At 33.5% G+C, this 20,190-nt stretch carries 16 protein-coding genes and 1 tRNA gene; 8 read left to right on the forward strand and 9 right to left on the reverse strand.

The annotated features are described in order from the left end of the window. Positions 1-49: 49 nt before the first annotated feature. From MKS83_RS20950 to MKS83_RS20965, 4 genes are all read right to left on the reverse strand, one after another. Positions 50-1,141, reverse strand: a complete 1,092-nt coding sequence (locus MKS83_RS20950; RefSeq protein ID WP_240581192.1) for a DNA polymerase beta superfamily protein — start codon at positions 1,139-1,141, stop codon at positions 50-52. Next, positions 1,138-3,177, reverse strand: a complete 2,040-nt coding sequence (locus MKS83_RS20955) for a UvrD-helicase domain-containing protein (RefSeq protein WP_240581193.1) — start codon at positions 3,175-3,177, stop codon at positions 1,138-1,140. Before MKS83_RS20955 ends, MKS83_RS20950 begins: the two co-directional genes overlap by 4 nt. Next, the gene (locus tag MKS83_RS20960) at positions 3,162-5,162 is read right to left on the reverse strand and encodes an ATP-dependent nuclease (RefSeq protein ID WP_240581194.1); all 2,001 of its coding nucleotides are present in this window, start codon (positions 5,160-5,162) and stop codon (positions 3,162-3,164) included. The genes MKS83_RS20955 and MKS83_RS20960 overlap by 16 nt, the downstream gene beginning before the upstream one ends. Positions 5,163-5,245: 83 nt before the next feature. Beyond that, entirely contained in the window at positions 5,246-5,992 is a 747-nt protein-coding gene (locus MKS83_RS20965; RefSeq protein WP_240581195.1) for a DNA polymerase beta superfamily protein, read from the reverse strand. Between the two features lie 414 nt (positions 5,993-6,406). On the opposite strand from MKS83_RS20965, the gene cobT reads away from it, so the two are divergent. The 3 genes from cobT to cobC are packed head-to-tail and all read left to right on the forward strand — an operon-like array spanning position 6,407 to position 8,742. Further along, complete coding sequence (gene cobT, locus MKS83_RS20970) at positions 6,407-7,411, forward strand: nicotinate-nucleotide--dimethylbenzimidazole phosphoribosyltransferase (protein WP_240581196.1); 1,005 nt, start codon at positions 6,407-6,409, stop codon at positions 7,409-7,411. Beyond that, entirely contained in the window at positions 7,412-8,194 is a 783-nt protein-coding gene (locus MKS83_RS20975; protein ID WP_240581197.1) for an adenosylcobinamide-GDP ribazoletransferase, read from the forward strand. Further along, positions 8,179-8,742: an alpha-ribazole phosphatase gene (gene cobC / locus MKS83_RS20980; RefSeq protein ID WP_240581198.1), complete on the forward strand. Its 564-nt coding sequence runs from the start codon at positions 8,179-8,181 to the stop codon at positions 8,740-8,742. The genes MKS83_RS20975 and cobC overlap by 16 nt, the downstream gene beginning before the upstream one ends. A 316-nt stretch (positions 8,743-9,058) precedes the next feature. Here the strand turns inward: cobC and MKS83_RS20985 are convergent, their stop codons facing one another. The 4 genes from MKS83_RS20985 to MKS83_RS21000 all read right to left on the reverse strand — a co-directional run bounded on the left by MKS83_RS20985 (position 9,059) and on the right by MKS83_RS21000 (position 12,804). Further along, positions 9,059-9,610: a hypothetical protein gene (locus MKS83_RS20985; protein WP_240581199.1), complete on the reverse strand. Its 552-nt coding sequence runs from the start codon at positions 9,608-9,610 to the stop codon at positions 9,059-9,061. Positions 9,611-9,626: 16 nt separating this feature from the next. Further along, on the reverse strand, positions 9,627-10,811 hold the full coding sequence (locus MKS83_RS20990) for a hypothetical protein (RefSeq protein WP_240581200.1): 1,185 nt from the start codon (positions 10,809-10,811) through the stop codon (positions 9,627-9,629). 193 nt (positions 10,812-11,004) lie between these two features. Further along, a tRNA-OTHER gene (locus MKS83_RS20995) sits at positions 11,005-11,112 on the reverse strand. 309 nt (positions 11,113-11,421) lie between these two features. Continuing rightward, complete coding sequence (locus MKS83_RS21000) at positions 11,422-12,804, reverse strand: RtcB family protein (protein WP_240581201.1); 1,383 nt, start codon at positions 12,802-12,804, stop codon at positions 11,422-11,424. 101 nt (positions 12,805-12,905) lie between these two features. Here MKS83_RS21000 and MKS83_RS21005 point away from each other — a divergent pair, with 101 nt between their 5' ends. The 5 genes from MKS83_RS21005 to MKS83_RS22260 all read left to right on the forward strand — a co-directional run bounded on the left by MKS83_RS21005 (position 12,906) and on the right by MKS83_RS22260 (position 18,881). Next, positions 12,906-16,907 (forward strand): DEAD/DEAH box helicase, encoded by a 4,002-nt coding sequence (locus MKS83_RS21005; protein ID WP_240581202.1) that lies wholly within the window; start codon positions 12,906-12,908, stop codon positions 16,905-16,907. Next, complete coding sequence (locus MKS83_RS21010) at positions 16,901-17,233, forward strand: HopJ type III effector protein (protein ID WP_100377911.1); 333 nt, start codon at positions 16,901-16,903, stop codon at positions 17,231-17,233. Before MKS83_RS21005 ends, MKS83_RS21010 begins: the two co-directional genes overlap by 7 nt. Before the next feature lie 43 nt (positions 17,234-17,276). Beyond that, complete coding sequence (locus tag MKS83_RS21015) at positions 17,277-17,609, forward strand: hypothetical protein (protein ID WP_240581203.1); 333 nt, start codon at positions 17,277-17,279, stop codon at positions 17,607-17,609. Positions 17,610-17,666: 57 nt separating this feature from the next. After that, complete coding sequence (locus tag MKS83_RS21020; RefSeq protein ID WP_240581204.1) at positions 17,667-18,686, forward strand: helix-turn-helix transcriptional regulator; 1,020 nt, start codon at positions 17,667-17,669, stop codon at positions 18,684-18,686. A gap of 63 nt (positions 18,687-18,749) precedes the next feature. Continuing rightward, positions 18,750-18,881, forward strand: coding sequence for a hypothetical protein (locus MKS83_RS22260; protein ID WP_262916675.1), 132 nt, complete (start codon positions 18,750-18,752; stop codon positions 18,879-18,881). Positions 18,882-18,976: 95 nt separating this feature from the next. Here the strand turns inward: MKS83_RS22260 and MKS83_RS21025 are convergent, their stop codons facing one another. Beyond that, a complete protein-coding gene (locus MKS83_RS21025; RefSeq protein ID WP_240581205.1) occupies positions 18,977-20,161 on the reverse strand; it encodes a DUF1501 domain-containing protein in 1,185 nt (394 codons plus the stop codon). Positions 20,162-20,190 lie beyond the last annotated feature (29 nt).

Below are 20,190 nucleotides of genomic sequence, written 5' to 3' on the forward strand. Positions count from 1 at the left end.
TTTCAACCAATTCTTAACAACAAAGCATTAAGAATTGGCTGGAAAATATTTAGCTGTATAATTGTTCTCTTATTTCAATTAAGATTTTTGTTGTTTTTTCCAAATCCGGAAAATCGGGAAGCGTAGAGATCGAATGATAATATTCAATAGATTTAATAAGACTTTCTGCTTTTTCCATTACCGCTTCATACGACCGGTTTCCGGCTTTGATGTCTAATAATTCGTCTCGGTTTTCCACACGGATATTCAACGAACTGGTTTTAAAAATCTGCTCACACGACTGCAATAAACGAATGGTGTGCATCATGTTTTTGCTGTCATAATTTTGTCCGTGACTCTGATTAACGTTATAACGGTCTTCATTTCGCTCCGAAACCCACTTCCAGTATTCACGATAATCTTTGCAATAAGTCGAATAAGCATCGAGGTTACAGAAAAGATAAGCCAATACTTTTTCACCTTTCGGAACCGATGAAACGGAAACCTGATTGGCTTCTTCATGCTGGATAATTCCTTTGTAATGTAAATCTCCTGATTCGTTGTAGAAAAGAGCAAACATTCCCTTGGTATTGTCTATGCTTACCAAACCGCATTTTTCCTGAATTAAACCACCCCGTCCTTCGGACACCCCTCCGGTGGAGGGGAATTCTCGCAGCCATTTTTTCAATGGAATTGAGCCTTGATTCTGTAAAACATAACAGAAATCGAGAATGGATTTTCTTTCTTGAGCAATCGGATTCAGGATCTTTTTGTTGAGCCCTTTTGCTTTTTTGATCTGTGAAATGGCATAACCCGCGAATGTATCTTTGCATAATTTGGAAAGAAAATCTTCAGGTTTCAGCAAATCCATCAAAGGGTTTTTATGCTGAATACAGTCTTCCGGACTTGCCAGAATTTCTAACATATTCGGATTGTTTTTCTGTAATAATTCAACAAGCCTCCCGATTTCATAATACGTGATATCATTTGTCTCATTGGAAATTTGCGGAATATAGTTTAAACCAAAAAACTCTTCTTTCGGCAAATAATATACGCCGCGAATATCTGTATCTGAGCTTTCTGTTGCCAATCCGAAAGATCGGCTTCCGGAGATGGCTTGGAAGAGGATGAGGTTTTTGTTTTTTATGTCTTGGATGGTCATGTATTATAGTCTACTTTTTTTATTTCAACTCCTTTAAAAAAGGTTAATAATTGTTTTTCCTCTTTTTCATCAGACACTAATCTCACACAAATCAAATTCTTAATTGTTCTTGAACAGGCTACATAGAAAAGCTTTTTATTTTTTAACTTCTTTGATAAGTCTTCCTCATCATCATAAATAGTTCTAAAATTGTATTTGTTCCAAAAATATTCGTCCATTACAACCATTACATTTTCAATTCCAGAACCTTTGGTCTTATGCATAGTTATATAATCTGAGGTATTATTTTCATCAATATAATTATAGTAATTCAAGACTTCAGGGAATTTTAATTTTTCAGAAAATAAATCATTATAGAATATTTTTCTCTTAAGATTTTTTTCAAATTCTTCAAACTCTTCAGTAGAAACAGAAGCATCCTTTGCTGTCATTTTCGTTGATGAATTTCCTTCATCAAAATACAAAGACTCTAAATATTGAAATCTAACATCATTTTTTAAATTTTCGAGATAAGCATCTCTATTTGAAATGTATTGTTTGTATGAATCAGATTTACTTATCAATTTGTTGTCAAATGCAAATTTTAAGACCTCGTTAACTGATTGATTAGTATTTAATAATTCATCGAAAAGCCTTTTTATCCTTATTTTATCTTTAACGGATTTTAATTCGAAACCGCATTTCCTTAGTTTTACAAAAACGAAATTATAGTTCTTATTTTTATAAGCAGAACAAAGCTCATATATTTCTATTAATTGAATCCTTTCTAAAGTTTTCTCAATTTCTTCCTTAACTTCTGTGTATCTATCATTGAATATTTGATAAAGAATCCTAAAACCTAGTTCGTTTGAAATAGATTTATTGGTTAACATTAATTTTTTAACTTCAGGATTATCCGCCGAAACTTTAGTTATTAATTGATTCAGATATTCAAAGTATTTGTCTTTATCTTCAAAACTACTGTGTGTGGTTGGTTTTTTGTCGTAAATAGAATAATATAACTTTACTTCTCCTTTTCTATCTTCAGAAGTTTCAGCATTTTTTAAAGCTAAATTTTGTTCAAGACCATCGTTTCTTATCGTATTTATAAAATCAATAACTTTATCAGAGCATCTAAAATTATCCTCTTTTTCAATTTTGATTAATTTATTCTCAGTTATCTCTTTTTCTACATCTCCTATTCCATCATCATAAATTCCTTGCATAGAATCACCAAAGAATCCAATAGTTGTTTTATTATTTTTTGGGATTGAATTTAAAAAAATATCAACTATTTTTTCATTTGTATCTTGATATTCATCAATCAGTATGAAATCAAATTTGTCACTTACAATTTTACCCAATAAAGAATGTTTTTTAAATAGAAGAGACGCAATATGTAATAACTCATCGTGTCCAAAAGATAGTTCATTGAACTTATTATAACGAGTTTCGTTGTATCGGATTTTGTTATAATCAATGGATTTAATAATCTCCAATATTTTTTCATTTAATTTATCTGCTTCAATATTTAAATCATTATTGAATTTTGTTGGTTCTTTATCGTATTCTCTCTTACCTATAACTTTAGAAGTCTTTTCTCCAGTTGTTGTAAATAGTTTGCCAGCATATTTTCCATATAATTTTTTATATTTTTCGTGTTCATTCTTTTTATACTCCTTTTCATCTTCTCCAGTATCTAGTTCTTTTCTAATAATCTTTTCTACTTTAAAAATTTCAAAGATTACTTCGTGAATATTTTTTTTATAATCTTTAATTAAATCGTTTAAAAAAGAGTGTATTGTAGAAACAATGAAATTTTTATTTTCTCCAATTCTAGCTTTAATTTCATCAACTGCAACATTTGTTAGTGTAATACAAACACCTTTTTTGTCTGGATAAGTGTCAGAAATATATTCAAGAATTTGTTTTAAAGATTCTGTTTTTCCACTTCCTGCTCCGCCTTGTAAAACAAAATTTTTAAATTCTTTTTCAGCATCTTGATTATCATCAATAATTTGCTTTATATGTTCGATTGGTTTTAGTTTGCTATCCATTGTAAACCTTCTTTAATGTATAATGGGGTTTTCCACTCAACTTTACCAGTTAATGCTAAATATAAAAGTGAAGAAGCGAAATCTGATTTTCCATTTATTTTTAAAATGTCCTTTGTCAATTCATAAAAATCAGTTCTTGAGTCAATTAATTTGTCTTTATTCTGAATTCCCAAAATATCACTTTCCTTGAATTTAACAATTTCTTTTAAATTCAAGCTAATAAATGAATCTTCAAAGCTTCTGCCGTGATATCCTGATTCTTTAATCTGATAAGCAATTTTTATAAAGTGAGAATCATCTTGTAATGTATTTTCCTTAAGCTTATTAAACCATTGGGCAAGTTTAGTAGTTTCTGTTTTTTCAGGTATATTCAAAAATTCTTTAATAGAATAATTACTTGTATTATCTCCTTCAATCACAGGACAAGCATTATTGCTTGAACTTTCTTTTTTTTCTGCTGTAGCAGGAGTTATTACTATTTTAGTGGTATCAATATCAGTAATTATCAGAGTCTTAATTTCTAAAAACTCCAAAAAATACTTAAATACTTTCGAATTAGCTCCTACTTCAATTATAGAAATGTTTTGTGATGATATTTTGTTTTGGGGAGCTACTACCAATTTATCATATTGACTGATAAAGTACGGCAGTAATAATTTTTCTGTAGTTCCTTCAATAAATATAATCTTTTCAGCAAAGAAGAGTTCAGAAGAATATAGAGTTAAGTATTGCTTTAAGAATTTAAAATATTCTTCTTTGCCTTTGTATTTAGCATCTAAATCAGTGTAAAAATTTTTAACATTAATATTTCCATCCTTGAGTTTAAAGTAACGTAAATCAGAAAAATTACATTGTGAAACTATGTGAGAAGAATGGGTAGAAATAAAGGTTTGTAAATTAGCTTCTTTATTAATCTCTCGTATAATATCTTGAATTTTTTGACTAAAAACATATTGCATTTGAGGATGAGTATGAGCTTCAGGCTCTTCAATGAATAAAAGGTTTATATCTTTCTTTTCATCTAAAAAATATTTTTTCTTAACTTCAATTTGAAGTAATAGATAAAGAATGTTCACATAGCCTAATCCATTTAAATGTTCAGGAAGATTATTTGAACCATCTCCATAAACAATTTTAGAATGATTGGTAAATAATTGCTTCGATTCTAAATCTGAGATAACTCTCAGATCTTTTATATCAAGAAATTTCTTTGCATTTTCTAAAAATGGTTCAAAGTGTGTTTTGTATTTATCGTCCAGAGTAGAATCCATTGTTGATATTGCATCATTAATTTCAAAAAAATCAGCAGAAGATTCTTTATGTTCTTTATTAAAATATTTGGTAGTCATTTCGGATAAAGCCCCTTTGCCATTTCCGCTAGTTTCAGAACTTGAGACATTTCTTTTTGCGTGAATAACTTGAAAATTAATCAATTTTCTGACTGCAGAAATATCTTTCTTTACTAAATTCCCTCTATTCTGAACCTCTAAGTCTGCTTCATTTTCAAAGACATAAATGTTTTTGCTAATTAAATAATCTGGTAAATTCTTTTCTATAAATTTTTCTTTATATTTTTTTACTTGTTGTAAATCTTTAACTAATCTATCTTTATCAATTGAACATTCAAATAGAATTTTTACAATATTTACATCAGGATCTAAATCCAATATAAAGTCAGATATGTTTTCTAAAGAATCTTTAATATCATACTTTATTTCGAGAATCATTTGAATAGATAAATCTTCAATCACAGTATTCTCATCTATCTTAAAAATTTTGTCTCTTAATGATGTAGAAAAGTCATAGAAATTAAATTTAAAACTTTCATTTCTATAAAACTTATCAAAAAGCATTATAAATGATGTTTTCCCACTGTTATTTCGTCCAATTAAAAGTGATAATTCCTGTTTCTCATTTTCATTTAGCAAAAAGGTAGTGTCTTTTAGTAATCTGAAATTTTTAATTCGAATTTTGCTTATATACATGGTTTAGTTTTAATAATGAAATTTAACAAATATATTTTCTATTGACAAAAAACGACTACGGATTCCCGTAATCGCATAATTTGTTACATTAATATCTCTCTAAAAACACTCTCCATCTTATTTTTATCTGCATTTCCTCCTTTCAGGCTTTTCGCTTTTTCCTCATTATCCATTACCATTTTCTCCAAAAATCCAAGCAATTCCCAGTCATTCGGATGGTAATAAGATTCTCCTTTTGTGACCTTTAAGCTTATTAAATTTTCTATTTTTGCTTTAGTGAAATCATCTACTAAAACCAGCAATTCACTAAATAAAACAGGTGGAACGGTTCCTTTTTCCAAGATCCATTTCCCGGTTAAGGCAGTTCTAAGGCAGTAGAAATAAGATTTCAGTTTTACTTCATCACTTCTGCAGGCTTCCAGATATTTTTTGCTCATGCTCAGATAATGGTAAGAAACTGCTATCGGGGAAAAGCATTCATCTGCCAAAGGTTTGAATAAATCGTAAAATTTTTCATTTTTCACATAAACGATAGGAGAGTAGAACCAGCTTAGCAAAGCTGCATTCGACTTCAATAATAAATGAAAAGTTTTCCTCAAATCCCATCCCGAACCGTCCAGATCGTCTTCGGTCATAAATTCTATGGTTTCATCTTTATCCCACGGCGAAAGATACCAGTCTTTTTCGTGTCGGTAGATGAAACGTATATCGTAATCGCTGTCGGGAGAGGCAAAACCCCACGCTCGACTTCCGGATTCTACAGCGAGAAGTATTTCTACGTTGCGTTTTCCCTCAACTTCTTTTAATTTCTCTATTATTTTTGGTGTCATTGTTCTTAATTTATAATGCAAAGTAAAAGAGGACGTGCGCAATGTTTTTACGTTGAGGTTTTTTGTTTGAGAATTGTAGTGTTTTCAGGGATTGGAAAGTTATAGAGTAGTGGAGCTCGAAAAGCGACCTGGGAAACTGAAGTGTTAAGAAAATTAAAACTTAATCCGTTAAAAAATTCCCACTGTTTGAAGCGCGATACAAATATTAAATCAAAAAATAAATTTTGAATTCGCGTAAGTTTTGGGAATTTTAGGATTAAGTTTTAATTTTTAGCGTAAGTTTTCAAGCCTTGAATTTTTGTTTCTTTTGTTTCAAGACAAAAGAAAATTAAATATCTGTTTAATACCCGGAATTTAGTAATTTGCACTCCATCATTTAATTTAATAAAAAGACAAAAAATCTACATTCTATAAATGTTAGCAGACGAACTACAACACAAAATCGATTTCAAGACAAAACCATTAGGAGCATTAGGATTTTTAGAACAATTGGCTCATAAAATCGGAATGGTTCAGCAGACAACTTCTCCCATATTAATCAAACCGCATATAGTTGTTTTCGCAGCCGATCACGGAATTGCAACAGCCGGAGTGAGCGCTTATCCACAGGAAGTTACGTATCAGATGGTGATGAATTTTTTAGGAGGAGGAGCGGCGATCAATGTTTTCTGCAGACAGAATGGATTTGACATGAAAATTGTGGATGCAGGAGTCAATTTTGATTTTCCAGAAGGTTTGGATTTGATCAATAAAAAAGTGCGGAAATCCAGCAGAAATATCCTGGAAGAACCGGCAATGACCATTGATGAATATCAACTGGCACTAGAAAACGGCAGGTCTGTTGTTAAAGAAATTTCTGAAACAGGGTGTAATATTATCGGTTTCGGGGAAATGGGAATTGGTAATACTTCAGCTTCCTCGTTAATGATGAGCCAGCTATTCAATGTTCCGATTGTGGATTGTGTGGGAAGAGGAACCGGTTTAAATGATGCTCAATTGCAGAATAAAATTGATATTCTTTCAAAATGTATAGAAAAATATCCGACTCTTGAAACAGCTGACGAAATTGCCCAAACTTTTGGTGGATTGGAAATTGCTCAGATGATGGGTGCCATGGAAGAAGCATACCGACAGAATATGCTGATCTTAATTGACGGATTTATCGCAACGGTTGCTGTTGCTTCGCTGGCTAAAAAGAATACTGAAATTCTAGACAACTGTATTTTCTGTCATGTCAGCGATGAATATGCACACATCAAATTATTAGCATTATTAGGGCAAAAAGCTTTACTGAATCTTAATCTGCGAGTAGGAGAGGGAACAGGTTGTGCATTGGCTTATCCGCTGATTCAAAGTGCAGTTAACTTCCTGGACGAAATGTCGAGTTTTGAGGATGCCAATGTTTCAAATAAAGATTAAATGAAAGCGGTAAAGAATGAACTGATTTACTTTGCCACTGCGCTGATGTTTTTTACTAGGATTCCGGTTCCGTTCAAAGTTCCCTATTCAAGTGAAATTATGAACAGGTCTCAGAAATATTTTTCGTGGGTGGGGCTATTGATCGGAATCATCAACGCTGCTATTTTCTATCTTTCCTTTCAGCTTTTTAATCTTGAAATAGCGATTGTTCTAATGATGATTTCGAGTGTTTTGCTGACCGGAGCTTTTCATGAAGATGGTTTTACCGATGTCTGTGACAGTTTCGGAGGCGGTTATGGGAAAGAGAAAATCATGACCATCATGAAAGACAGCCGTGTAGGAGCGTACGGAGCAATCGGAATCATTTTATTATTTGCCTTGAAATTTTTCAGCATTCAGAAGTTAGGAAGTCTGGATGTAATGAAAACATTAGCCATTATTATTTTCGCGCATACCTCGAGCCGGTTTATTTCGGGAACGATGATTTACACGCATCAGTATGTTACGGATATTGATGTAAGCAAGTCTAAACCATTGGCGAATAAGCCATTGGATAGAAAGTCTTTATTCATAAGCTTCTTGGCGGTTCTGATTGCATTTTTAGTGCTTCCGGATTGGCGGTTAATTCCGGCTTTTATATTGGCTTACATCGGGAAGATGTACCTGGGTTGGTATTTTAAAAAACATATCGGAGGATATACCGGTGACTGTTTGGGAACGGTTCAGCAGGTTAGTGAAGTTTTATTGTATCTGGGAACCATTATCGTATGGAAATTCATTTAATTCGTCATACTGCGGTAGAAAATCCGGATCATTTGTGTTACGGATTTGCAGAAATACCTTTAAGAAAAGACTTTGAAGAAGATTTTAAGGCCATTCAAATTGGTCAAGATTTTGATTTGATTATTTCAAGTCCTTCACAACGATGTCAATTATTGGCAAAATATTTTCAGCTGCATTATGAAACGGATGAAAGAATCCGTGAAATGAATTTCGGGGATTGGGAACTGAAAAAATGGGACGAAATTCCCGAAGAAGAAATCAATCCGTGGTATGAAGATTTCGTTACTATAAAAGCCAAAAACGGAGAGAATCTGTTAGAAATGCAAAGCCGGGTTTCTGAGTTCTGGAATGAACTGATCTCGAAAGAAAGCGTCAATAAAGTTTTAATTGTAACTCATGCTGGAGTTATTCGGCTGATCCTTCAGGCTATTCTCCAGTTTCCGTTGAAAAATATGTTCAGTATTCAGATCGATTACGGAAAGAAAACAGTGATTGGCGTAAAAAACGGATTAGTTTCTATTAGAAATATAAATTTTATAAGTATGTAATATTTAATTAATTATGTAGATTTTGTATGGGGCATAAATTCTTGACCCATTAATCTGACCTAGGAAAATGGAGCGTTAAGAAAATTAAAATTTTATTCGTTAAAAAATTTCCATTATTTGAAGCGTGACCAAAATTTTGAATCGAAGAGCTTATTTGGAATTCACGCAAGTTTTGGAAATTTTAGGATTAAATTTTAATTTTTAGCGGAAGTTTCCAAGTCTTGAATTTTTGTTTCTTTTGTTTCAAGACAAAAGAAAATAATGACTTTAAACAAAAACTGCCATTTCAAGAGTTCACTTAAAATGACAGTAAAAGTTATTTGAAAATTTTGATAAAGCTATCTTTTTCTAAGTTTTCCAAAGAAAAATCAAACTCTGCTGCTTCTCTATTTGGAGTAATATGTGCCCCTAACTCTTCAACCAGATGATTGAAAGAAATAGCTTCATACCATTGCTGATACAAGGCATTTGTTGCCATAACAGAGACTTCATTATTTCCTGAAACATGAGAATGTCCGGCTCCGAAATTCAGCAATACAAAGCACTGTTTCCCGTCTTTTGGCAGTAACATCCCCAAAATCGTTTGTTTCTGAGCCGAATTACATTTGGCTTCGGCAAAAAGATGATTAGGATTCATCATATAATTGTAGGTAATGGCATCACCTTTTCCGATAACGATTTTATAACCGCAATCGCTGTTTCCGCTGAAAACGTTGTTCATTACCAATGTAGGAGAGGATAAGCCTTTATTAGCATACAAATATTCTACGGCACCGTTTGGCGCAGAAGTTATATCTCCGGAATACATCAATTGTCCTTCATTTTGATTATATGCTGCATTCCAACCGATTTTTCCGGCAATGTTCAATCCTGAAAGATCGAGATCATAAGCACCCCCATGCGTTTTCCCAATAAATTCCTACAGCAAGACTTTCTCCGTAAAATCTTGTTCCGGTCGGAATATTTCCAACAAACATTTTTTCGGAAGTCGGTAAAGCAAACTCTATATCTTTAGGAAAATAGATTTTCTTTCCGGTTAAATTATATTTAGATTTTAAATAATTTAAGATAAAATCATAATTCAATTCATTCACAGAAGTTGCGGTGGATTTTTTTGTCCACGATTTTCCGTTTCGGATTCTATACACAAAAGTATCCTGACCATACATTCTTGAATAACAAGCCGACAAAGCTTTAAATAATGCAAACGGAGTCGCGTTTTCCAGCCAATGCAAATCGCTGTTTTCCAGCAAAATGTTTGTTGCGTTATTCAAAGGGTTTGAAACTAATGGCTGATGATAAACTTTTGACAGCTTTGAAATTTTATTAATCGTTTTTGACGCTCTGTTTTTATATGCTAAAAATAAAGGTTTGAAACGGTTAAAAATTTCCGCCATTTTTTCCAGTCCGAAACTTTCAAAAAGATAAGTTGGATTGAATTTACTCTGCTTAATATCGTTAATTAAATCATCATTCTTAATTAAAAGTGTTTCTTTCGTTGTTTTATAAATTACATATCGGAAAAACTCAACAGGATTTTCAGGGTAAATATCGTATCGGTCGGCAATTTTTATCACTGCTTCTTTATTTCGGATGTTTTCCTTTCCTGTGAAATCGTATTCCAGCTCGTGATGCAGAATGTTCAGGATATCATCGATAGTTTCTTCTTTCAACGCAATTCCGGACTTCAAAAGAGCAAGGCATTTTTCCGTCATTTCTTCCTTTGAATAGGCTTTAATGACTTTAAAATTCAACTTTAAGCCAGGAATATCCAATACTTCATTCGGAATATATATTTCAGCCTGAAAATTGCTTCCATACGTCGAAACATAATGGTTGATCTGTTCAACCAACAATTGAAATCTTGTGCTGTTTTTTATTTTCTGCCACGATTTATGAAAGGTTTTATTTAAATCAGTTCCATTCAGTTTTTCTTTGGCATAATAGGAAATAATTTCCTTTTTTGCCCACATCGCGTTAGGCTCAATAATAAAACCATTGTCCGAAATAAATGCTTTTGCATCAGATTCTTTTGCTAATACGGCATTGAATAATTGTAATGTTTTCATTGTTTTTAATTTAAAAAATAAGTGAGGAGTAGTTCTCTTTAAGTGAATAATATAGGAACTCCTTTTACCTATAGTTTATAAAAGGCGGGGAGTATTTTTCCAAAAATTATAGGAACTCCCTTTGCCTTAGAGTTTTTAAAAAGGCGGAAAGTAATGTCTATAAATAGGAACTTTCTTTGCCTTAATTATTTTGAGGAACAGGCAGGACTCGAACCTGCGACACACAACTGGAATTCATAGGAACTTTTTTTGCCAGCAGCGAAAAGTACTCTTGTTGCTCTACCATCTGAGCTACTGTTCCTACCTTATTGTAAAAGTTTTCATGAACCTTACAGGCTTTCATACCTGCAAGGTTGGTTATTATTTTTTTGTTAATCGATTTTGAATTCTTAACCTCAATAAGCCGACCTCGGAAAATGGAGCGTTAAGAAAATTAAAATTTCATCCGTTAAAAAATTCCCACTGTTCGAAGCGCGATTAAAATCTTGAACCGAAGAACCAATCATTAATTCGCGCTAGTTTTGGGAATTTTAGGATTAAGTTTTAATTTTTAGCGGAAGTTTCCAAGTCTTGAATTTTTGTTTCTTTTGATTCAAGTCAAAAGAAATTTTTAAGCCTTTCTAAACTTCTTCTTTTTCTTCCATGGCGCATTCTTCTGAACATCACCCGCCATAATACATCCGTAAGGCATTACTTCATCCAGAACTTCGCAAAGTCCGTATTCCTCAATTTGTGCTCTCACGTTTTTGGCACTTTTATAAGCAGTTGGAAGCTCAGAAATATCGATTTCATTGGTGAAGAAACGAACGTCAAGCCCTTTTGTTTCCTCTGCAAAAATTTCTTCAGTCGTTTTATGCGCCAAAGACTTTTTATGCTGACTTCTGCTGAAATTTCTCCCCGCTCCGTGTGGCGCAAATCCTAGATTTCTTTCATTGGTTGTTCCTTTTACGATCAAAACAGGTTCTGCCATATTTAAAGGAATCAATCTTGGTCCTGTAATATCCGGCATGAATTTATCATCCAAAGGTGTTGCGCCTTTTGCATGGTAAAATAAATCTCCATCTTTGAAAACGAAATTATGTTCGTTCCAATATCTGTCCTCTTTCTCGATCCCCAGTTTATTTAAGGTCGCATCGTGAATAGAAGTATGGTTTTCTTTCGTCCATGTTCTGATCAGTTGAAGCGCTTCCCAATATGATTTTCCTTCTTCAGAATCATACGGAATCCAGGCGTTTTCTCTTAACGTTTCAGGAGAATTTTCCATTCTGAATCTATTGGCCACCTTCATTCCCTTATCATACAAAGCAGCTCCCGGAGCTCTTGAACCGTGGTGCGTCACCAGCATTGTATTTCCGGTATTTTTTGAAATTCCGATAAATAAGAAATGGTTACCGTCACCTTGCGTTCCCATATGAGAACGGGCAATGCTTATCAGTTTTTCATCATTCAGGAAATCATTGGCTCTGAAAGCATCCATAAGTTCCTGAGACATCTCCAATTGCTCACCTCTTGGTCTTCCTCCATATCCGAAATGCGTTACAGAATGAGCGGCATCCAAAACTTCTTTAGGATCTGCTTTTCCAAAATCTGTCAGCATCACCGAACAGCAGATATCTGCGCTATGAAATCCGGGATGAATCGCATTTTTCGCCACAACAACTCCACCTACAGGAATCTGACCAACCGGACCTGTAGGACACGCATCGGGCATAATTGCTCCGGCAACTAAAGTCGGCGTTTTCATTAGGACGTTCATCGTATTGATTACTTTTTCCACGTTATCATTTTCACTTTCATGTTCCGCTCGGATGTTGATCACAAAATCTTTTGCAGTTTCATGAAGAGGAATCAGTTCAGGTTGTTTAAATTGCTCTAAATATTCCTTGATTTGATTTTCATCCAGTTTATTTTCATTGATATATGCAATCGCTTCTTTGAACCATTTTGCAGATCTATATCCTAATTCGATTAAGTGATTTCCATTAAATTCCATGTGTTCTCTCATTTTGTTGATGCAAAGTAAAAACTAAAGTGTGCAATGTTTTTGCGTATTAGAAAAATTTTATATTTTTATTCAAAATTATTTTACACAAGATGGAAAATTTAAATCCGGAAATATTTCAGGCATTTCAAAACAAGCTGAAAACAGGTAATAGAAGAGGTGTTCATTTAAATGCTATTCCCGGAAATTCAAGATATAAATTTGATCTTGCCCGGCTTTCTGAAATTTATAAAAGTCTTCCCGAACATTTTATCATTAACCTTTTAACGCAGAAGAACGTTAATTTTAAATTCTCCATTCACGATAAAATTACGGATGAGGTTTCTAAAACTGAAGAAAAAGATAATATTTACTTGTTTGATGAAGAAAAAGAGGAATCCAAAAATGAGACAACAGAAGTTGTTTTGGTTAAAGATAAAACGCGAGAAACGGCTTTAGAAAAACTTTCCATAAGTCTGGAAAACCTGATCTTTCAAAATGAAGTAATACAGTCTGAGAAAGGAATCAATTCTTTGGGGTTCGGGTTTCCAATGTTAATCAGGAAAGATATGGACGGACAAATTTCTGCTTCTCCTATTCTGATCTGGTCTGTGAATATAAAACCGGTCAATGAGCTGAATACTTGGGAAATCAGCAGAACAGAAGATGATCCGATTTATGTAAATGAAGTTCTGATTAATCACCTGCAAAATGATTCGGGAATTGTAGTAGAACAGATTTCCGAAGAAATGCTTGCTGACGGAAAAATAGATAAACCCGAACTGTTACAGATTTGCAAAACCCTTTTGGATCAGCTTAAAACTACTCAGAACCTTGATTTTATTCTTAATAATTATGAAGAAATCCCATTGATCAAAGCGAAAGCTTCCTATGAAGAACAGCTTCAGAACAATGGCGATGCGATCATCATTAAATCTGGTGTTTTTTCCATTTTTGAAGTTCAGAAACAAAACATCATCAATGATTATGAATCGTTGAAGAGAGAATTTAAACCTCTTGAAAACGAAATAAAAGCAAATTTTCAATCTATAACTTCTGTAGAAACTGATCCTTCCCAGCAGGGAATTTTGGAATCACTAAAATCACAGACGAAAATTCTGATTCAGGGGCCTCCGGGAACAGGAAAAAGCCAAACGTTGACTGCGGTTTTGGTCAATGCACTGGAAAACAAACAAAAAACCATTGTTGTCTGCGAAAAACAAACGGCATTGGAGGTGTTGTATCATGCACTTCATAAACTCGGTCTGGAACGATATTGTATTATGATCAAGGACAGTGTTTCCGACAGGAAACTTGTAGTAGATGCTGTCCGAAATACCATTGATCCAGCAGACTTTAAAAAACAAGAACAGCTTTATTCTGTTCAGTCTCTGAAAGATCAGCTGACAGAAATTTTACAGCATAAAACAATTATTAATACGGTTCATGAGCTCCTGAATTCAGATTTGATTTCAGGTAAAAACTGGACGGAAATTGTAGGTGATCTCTTAAAGTTTCAAGAAATCAAAGAAAATATAGATGTTCAGGACATTCAGTTTTCTTTTTCAGAAGAGGAGGGGAAAGAAATTGAATATGTTTTAGAAAAAGGAAAAGAGATTTATCAGGAATATCAACCTTTTGAAAAATCTTCATTTATCAATCCTGAAAAGCTGATTCGTGAGAATTTTCATAACAGCCTGCAGAATTTAGATGATTCTTTCCATGATTATGAAAAGAGATGGGATGAGATTCAGTCGTTGATTGTTGACTTTAAACCTGTATATGAGGAAAAGAAAAAGCAGAACTTTAACCAGAACCTGCAAAAATTATCCTCTCTAATCAATGAAATAGAAGTGATTACTTCTGTGCTAAACCAGAACTCTGAAGAATTTCACCCGGAAGTTACGAACGGATTTTTCTATAAGTTCATGGCGTTATTTTCTTCTGCAAAGAAAAAGAAGATCAATAATCAGAAAAGATTACTGGAAATAAGCTCGGCAATTAAACAGATAAGTTTAAATGAATTTTTCCCTTCGATCGAACTGTCCGATAATCTTTGGAACAATAGAAACGAAATTCTGAATTACCGCCAGAAAATACAAAACCTTCAGTCTGAATTTTCTTCTCAACTGGAACAACAGTTCAATAGCATTGATTTCCTGAATATTTTCGATCCTGTGATTTCGGGAAAAGAAACGGAGATGATTTTCCAACGAATTCAGCAGTTGAAGAAAAATATCTCTAATGATCAGTGGGTGAAAGATCTGAACTTTGGAAATACCTATCAAAACTTTGATCAGTATCTGATTTCTGTTTTAGACCGATACAGAACATATAGAAATCATCCTGAAAATCCTCTGTTAACTGAATATAACTGGTTTTACTTTTACCAGCCTTTAAGTGTTTTTCAGAAAAAGATAGTGGAGAAGCTTTATTCGGTTAACAATTGGAAAGCTTCTTTTTATGCTGCCTATTTTCCGTTATTGTTAAATAAATATTCTGATTCAAAACTTAATTTTAACGAAAAGAATTACGAGGAAATTACGAAAAACATAACACAGTACAGATCTTCCCAGCAGAATTTTATTCAGTATTTCTGGAATGATGCTCAGCAAAATGCAGTGAAGAAGTTTGAACAAACAAATAAAGACATTACGGTTGCCAATCTTTATAACAAGAGAAGTAGTGTAAATCATAAAAGATTAACATTAAGACAGATTGTTCAGAAAGATATTGATCTTTTTACCAGCTTTTTTCCGATCATTCTTACGACTCCTGATGCATGCAGCAATCTTTTTCAGGGGAAGAACTTTTACTTTGATCATGTGGTGTTCGATGAAGCCAGTCAGCTGAAGCTGGAAGACAATCTTCCGGCCATGTTGAAAGGAAGAAATATCATTATTGCAGGAGATGAGCATCAAATGCCTCCTTCCAATTATTTCAGCAAAGTTTTTGACGGAACAATTGAAGATGAAGACGATATTGAATCTGAAAATGAGGTGATCACCTATAAAAATTCCTTATTAAATATCGAATCTTTATTGGATTTTGCAACAGAAAGTCAGTTTGAAAAAAATCATCTGGATTTCCATTACCGTTCTAAACATCCTTATCTGATCGATTTTTCAAATCATGCGTTCTATAACTCGCGTTTGAAGCCTCTACCTACAAAATCTGAAATGTTACCGATTGAATTTTTTCAGGTAGACGGAATTTTTGATGAACATACGAATAAGGAAGAAGCGGATAAAGTGCTGGAAATCTTACAGAATATTCAGCCTTTGAAAGATGGGAATTATCCTTCGGTGGGAATTGCAACCTTCAATATTTCGCAGCGAAATTATATTAAAAGAAAAATTGTTCAGGAAACCAGCCTTCCCGGAAATGAAGTCTTTAGGGAAAAAATCCAGGGACTGGAAGCTGCCGGATTGTTCATTAAAAACCTTGAAAATATTCAGGGAGATGAAAGAGATATTATCATTATTTCAACCACTTATGGAAGAAAATCCAGCGGAAAATTTATCCAGAGTTTCGGTCCGATCAATCATACAAAAGGGTATAAACTGCTTAACGTAATTATTACCCGTGCGAAGGAAAAAATTTATGTCTGTAACTCGATTCCTAAAGATGTTTTCTCAAATTATAAAGAAGCTCTGGAACAGGAAGGCTCAAATAACAGAAAAGCTGTTTTGTATGCGTATCTGGCGTATTGTAAGGCGGTGAGCGATAAAAATGAAAGTCAAAGAATTGAAATTCTGGATACACTGGATCAGTTCGGATATGCCAGTCATTCGGAGAAGAATAATAGTTCGAATACCTTGATTGATGTAATTTATAACCGATTACAGAAAGACTTTGCTCATTTGAATGTGCTGAAAAGTCATCATTTCGGAGGCTATGAATTTGACATTCTTATTGAAAAAGAAGATGGGAAGTCTATTATTGTCGAAACAATGAGTAAGGAAAAATATTCCGGAAACCTCGGTTATCTGGAAGATGTACATAAAGAAAAGATCGTACGGAATACAGGCTCAGAATACGTAAGAATATGGAGCCAGAACTGCTGGCAAAATCTTGATGCCGAAATACAGAAAATACATAAAAAAATATCATGACAGAACAATTAAAAAATGCACCTGAAACTATTCAATTTAAAGAAGTAATTGCTCATATTGATGATCATTACAATTTTACACCGACAAAATTTACCAATGGTAATACAGTGAATGAAGAAAACCAGAACAATGGTTCGTGTAAAGTGTTCAGTTATGCAAAACTGAATAATTTATCAAAAGAAGATACCCTGAATCTTTTCGGAGAATTTTACAGAGAAGATGTGCTGAAAAATCCTGAAGGCACAGATCATCAGAATATCAGAAACTTTATGGAATTTGGCTGGGACGGAATTGCTTTTGAAGGTGAGGCTTTGCAAAGGAAATAGAAATTTTATATAAATTATTTCAAAGCAAGCTCCGAATTATAATATGGAATACAGACAAGAGAAAATATTTTGTAATGGAAATTTTAAGCTTATTACAGAGCTGAATGAATTCAGAATGTCATTATGGGTGAACGGTTTCGGATTGGAAAATGCAATAACAGGTGAACAAATTATTCCTGTAATTTCATACTTTAATCTTGATCATATTGAGGAGGTCGATGAAGAAATTTTGAAAATAAAGTTTAGAATTTATCCTGATGGCTCACAATATTATGTGGTCAAAGTACATCCGTTTTCTAAAAGCTTTACATATGAAGGCAGGATGTATTCAACAGATCATTTTCATAAAACAATTACAGGAGAAGATTTGGAGTAAATGCCAGAAAAAATTCATTTACAATTTTAACAGTTCGTTAATTTAAAACTCAGCAAAATGTCATCCAATAAAAATGCTCTCATTCGATACAAAACACTGGATAAATGCTTAAAGAATAAGTATAAAAAATATACTCTTGAAGATCTGATCGACGAGTGTTCCGAAGCATTATTTGAGTTTGAAGGAAAAGAATCTTTAGTAAGCAAACGTACGGTGCAGCTGGATTTGCAGAATATGAGAAGTGAAAAGTTCGGGTATGAAGCGCCAATTGAAGTCTATGAAAGAAAATATTACAGATACAGCGATCCTGAATACAGCATCCATAACATTTCTGTAAATGAAAGCGACCTGAAAGCAATGAACAATGCGGTGCAGATTTTAAAGCAGTTCAAGGATTTTTCGATGTTTAAGGAAATGAACGGGGTGATCCAAAAACTGGAAGACTCTATTCATTCAACCAGTCAGAAATCAATTATCCACCTGGATAAAAATGAGCAGCTAAAAGGTTTGGAACATATTGATATTCTGTATGATGCAATTTTAAATAAAAAAGTTTTAAAAATTACCTATAAAAGCTTTAAAGCCAGAGAATCGGATTCTTATATTGTACATCCGCAATTGCTGAAAGAGTTTAATAACCGTTGGTTTCTGATCTGTTTTAATAAAGACTATGCTTATAATCTGGCATTAGACAGGATGGAAAGCATTCAGATTGAAGAAGAAATCGAATATATTGATAAAAACCTGGATGGAGATGAGTATTTTAAAGATATTGTAGGTGTCACAGTTTCTCCCACTATGGTTCCTAGAAATGTTGTGTTCTTCGTAGATGCTGCCAACGCACCTTATGTTAAAACAAAGCCCTTTCATGCCAGTCAGGAAATTGTAAGTGAAACGAATGAAGGTGCAATTTTCAAAATCTGTGTTCAACTCAACTATGAATTGGAAAGACTTTTACTGGGGTTTGGAGAATCTTTGGTGGTTCACAAACCGAGAAAATTAAGACTGAGATTGCAGGAGAAATTCATGGCGGCTCATAAAAACTATGAAAATTTCATCACTAATGATGAAGACTGAGTGTTTTTTTAACTTATGGCTTAAAAATTGTATCTCTTAAAAAAACATAAAAAAATAAATAGTATGAAATCAAGAATATTTAAAGCTGTTCTCGCGGTTGTAGCACCTTTGGTAATTGAGTTTATAGTAAAGAAAATTTCCGAGAAACTGGATAAAAAATCACAGGAAGCAGAGCCTAAGAAACTTCCTGCATAAAATTAGAAGTAGTTAGATTTAATATTATAGAAAAGAGACTGTTGATTTTGTAACAGTCTCTTTTTGCTTTTATATGATGTGTTGCATTTCAAAAATCAGATAAAATCATACACTCCATTCTTCCAGCCTAATACCTTAGAAGAATCTGCCTTCAGCCAGTTTTTAAGAATCGTAGCATATACTTTTCTGAAATCTTCAGAATAAATTAAGTCTCCTTCATTTAAATTCGTTAAATCAGGAAGTGTGTTCAAAAGGCCTTTCTTTTTCAGCCCTCCACTGATGAAAAACATCTGATTGGCTGTCCCATGATCGGTTCCATTACTCGCATTCTGGGCAACGCGGCGACCAAATTCTGAGAAAGTCATCAATAGAATGTTGTCGAAAAGTCCGTTACTTTTCATATCGGCAACAAAAGATTTTACCGCTTCATTAATGTCTCCAAACAGTTTTTGCTGTCTTTCATTCTGATTCACATGTGTATCAAAACTTCCGATTGAAAGATAATATACTCTTGTATTAATATCAGATTTTATGAGTGAAGAAACGGTTTTGAAGTCTTTTCCCAGCTGAGAATTCGGATAGAGCTGTTCCGTTTTTTTAGCTTTACTCTTTTCAAAAATATAACCGGCATTATTGATGGTTGAACCTAAAGTCTGGTACAAATAAGAAACCGTCTCGTCATCATGATGGTGGTCATATAATGATTTGAAATATTTTTCCTGGCTGGTTTGATATAACCTTTTCGGATCTTTAAAGGCAAATGCTTTGTTATTTTCACCTTTTAAGGCCAGGCTTAACATATCATCAACTTCTAATGCCTGTGTCGGATGTTCACAACGATAACATTCTTCATCCAGGAATCTTCCCAGCCAGCCGGTTTCAAGATATTGATCGCTTCTGCTTGCGGAATGCCATATATCCATACTTCGGAAATGGGATTTGTCTGGATTGGGATACCCTACATTATTCATCACAGAAAGTTCACCGTTGTCATATAATTCTTTAAAATAGGAAAGTGCGGGGTTGATACCGGCTTCATCGGTTAATTGTAATGAATTTTGAATGGCAATTGTATTTCTTTCTTTGAAATAAATATCGTTTCGGGTCGGAATTATGGTATTCAGACCGTCGTTTCCACCTGTGAACTGAAGCACAACTAATATCTTATCGTTCGGTTCCAGTGCTTCATCGAATGTCATTGCTTTCAGGAAGTTCGGCATCAATAAAGATGCGGTAGCTAATGAACTTATTTTTAGGAATTCTCTTCTTTTAATTAACATACAACTAAGTTTTGGGGTAAAGATGATAG

The organism is Chryseobacterium sp. Y16C (assembly GCF_022488405.1).
In the GTDB taxonomy this organism is placed as follows: Bacteria; Bacteroidota; Bacteroidia; order Flavobacteriales; family Weeksellaceae; genus Chryseobacterium; species Chryseobacterium geocarposphaerae.